Genomic DNA, 1,644 nt, shown 5'->3' with positions numbered 1-1,644 from the left:
CTGGCCGATGTTGTTCTTGTCGAAGCGGCGCAACGGAATACTGGATTCCGACGCGAATTGCAGGCCACGCACGGTGGAGACGGCGTCCGTACGCATCGATTCCTGCCAGATGTGATGTTCAAGGGCCGATCCTGCATAAATATTCAGGCGAGCAAGATTTGTTCGAGCCTGCCTTTCTGCGGGTGTCTCGGTGACGGCGGCATCCACCCTCGTGAATGAGTAGAGGCCTCCGATGAAATCGATCAGCGCGCCACCTGGCGTGACGGCAATTGGAATATCGAAGATGTAGCGGGTTTCCAGCGTGGAGGTGGTCAAACCGATGTCGTACAGGCCGGAAGACCGATGGCCGCGGCTTTCGGCGATGAACATCTCGGCCTCATCCGCCTGCTTGATGTAGCTCTGCAGGACGAGATGGAGAAAGTCCCCCACCGAAGACTCGTACGCCGCTCCGTTTGCCGGCGTGGGCGCTGTAGGCGCTGCGCTGACTGCCGAACTGAGCCGGTCCAGAATGGTTTCGAAGTAAGCCTGCGAATGCTGCCAGCCGTTTACACCGAGCGCGAAGTAAGCACCGGCCTTGATGGACTGATAGACCGCCTTGTTCAGACACGACACGTCGGGGTCGTAATCGGGTTCAGTTCCCGCATCGGGGCCATCAGCGGTCGTTCCGTCGTCCTTGACGCACCGACCATTTATTGCGTCTGCGTGGCGAACCTTCATCAACAGCGAATGGCTGAAGGCCAGGGGCTCGGAAGTACCCTCGGAGGCTTCAGCCAGGGTTGTCCCGTCCAGCCGTATCTGCGGCACCACGCGAACCGACCCGGCCGGCAATGCGTCGATATCGCCGCCCCAGGCGTTCCAGGCAGCCTGGGTAGCCGCCGTCGGCCGGTACGCCACAGTCAGTCTTTTTCGCAGATCTCGCGGGAAGGTCAAGGTCGCCGCAAGCCACGGCGTGCTCGCGTTCTTCAGCACGCGAACATCGAACTTGGTCTGGTGCTGATCCGGCAGCACAGCCGTTTCGGGCGAACTCGATCCCGACCAGTTCGAGAACTGGACAACCTGATAGGGCAGGGTCACCGGGATGACATCAAATCTCGTGACCTTCGGCCTTATCCGAGGCATTACATCTTCCAGCGCTGCGCCGGCCTCGACCAAACGAGCCTGTTGCCCGGTTTTTTCCGCAAGAATTTCCTGCGGCAGTTTGTCCGTGCGCCCCGCAAGCAGCGGCCCGTAGAAGTCAGTGTCGGACAGGGAGACATCCACCTCAATCCGGCTCTCGTATCCGCTGTCCTTGACCGCCGGATCGAGCGGCAGCCACCGGTATCCAGTCTGCTCCAGTGCGTGGCCACGGTAGCCGGAACTAGGCAGGCAGGCCTGGACCCAGACGTGGTCGAAATAAACACCCACAGTGGCTGCGTTCAGGATCTGCCGGCCCGCTGGAATGCCGGCGCTGGCCAGATAACGTGCAGACCCTTGATAGGTTTTGGTGCCTAGCCATCGCTGGGCGCGACCGTCAGCAGTGTCGGTAGAAGCCGGATCGGTCAGCATCACAGTGCCGCGGACATACCGTGCCGGTACGTTCGACGCGCGAAGCAGGGAAATCAGAAGGCTTGCCTGATCGGTCGAGTTTCCGCGACGCGTCTGAAG

Annotated in this window: 1 protein-coding gene; it reads right to left on the bottom strand. The window is 60.9% G+C overall.

Annotated features, from left to right (window positions below):
- A partial coding sequence (locus tag Q8R75_RS19800; RefSeq protein WP_305663836.1) for a transglutaminase-like domain-containing protein occupies positions 1-1,644 on the bottom strand: 1,644 nt, incomplete at both ends.

It is taken from the genome of Methyloversatilis sp., from assembly GCF_030696805.1.
In the GTDB taxonomy this organism is placed as follows: Bacteria; Pseudomonadota; Gammaproteobacteria; order Burkholderiales; family Rhodocyclaceae; genus Methyloversatilis.
Note: the sequence above shows the minus strand (reverse complement) of the source record. Positions and strands in the feature narration are given on the sequence as shown.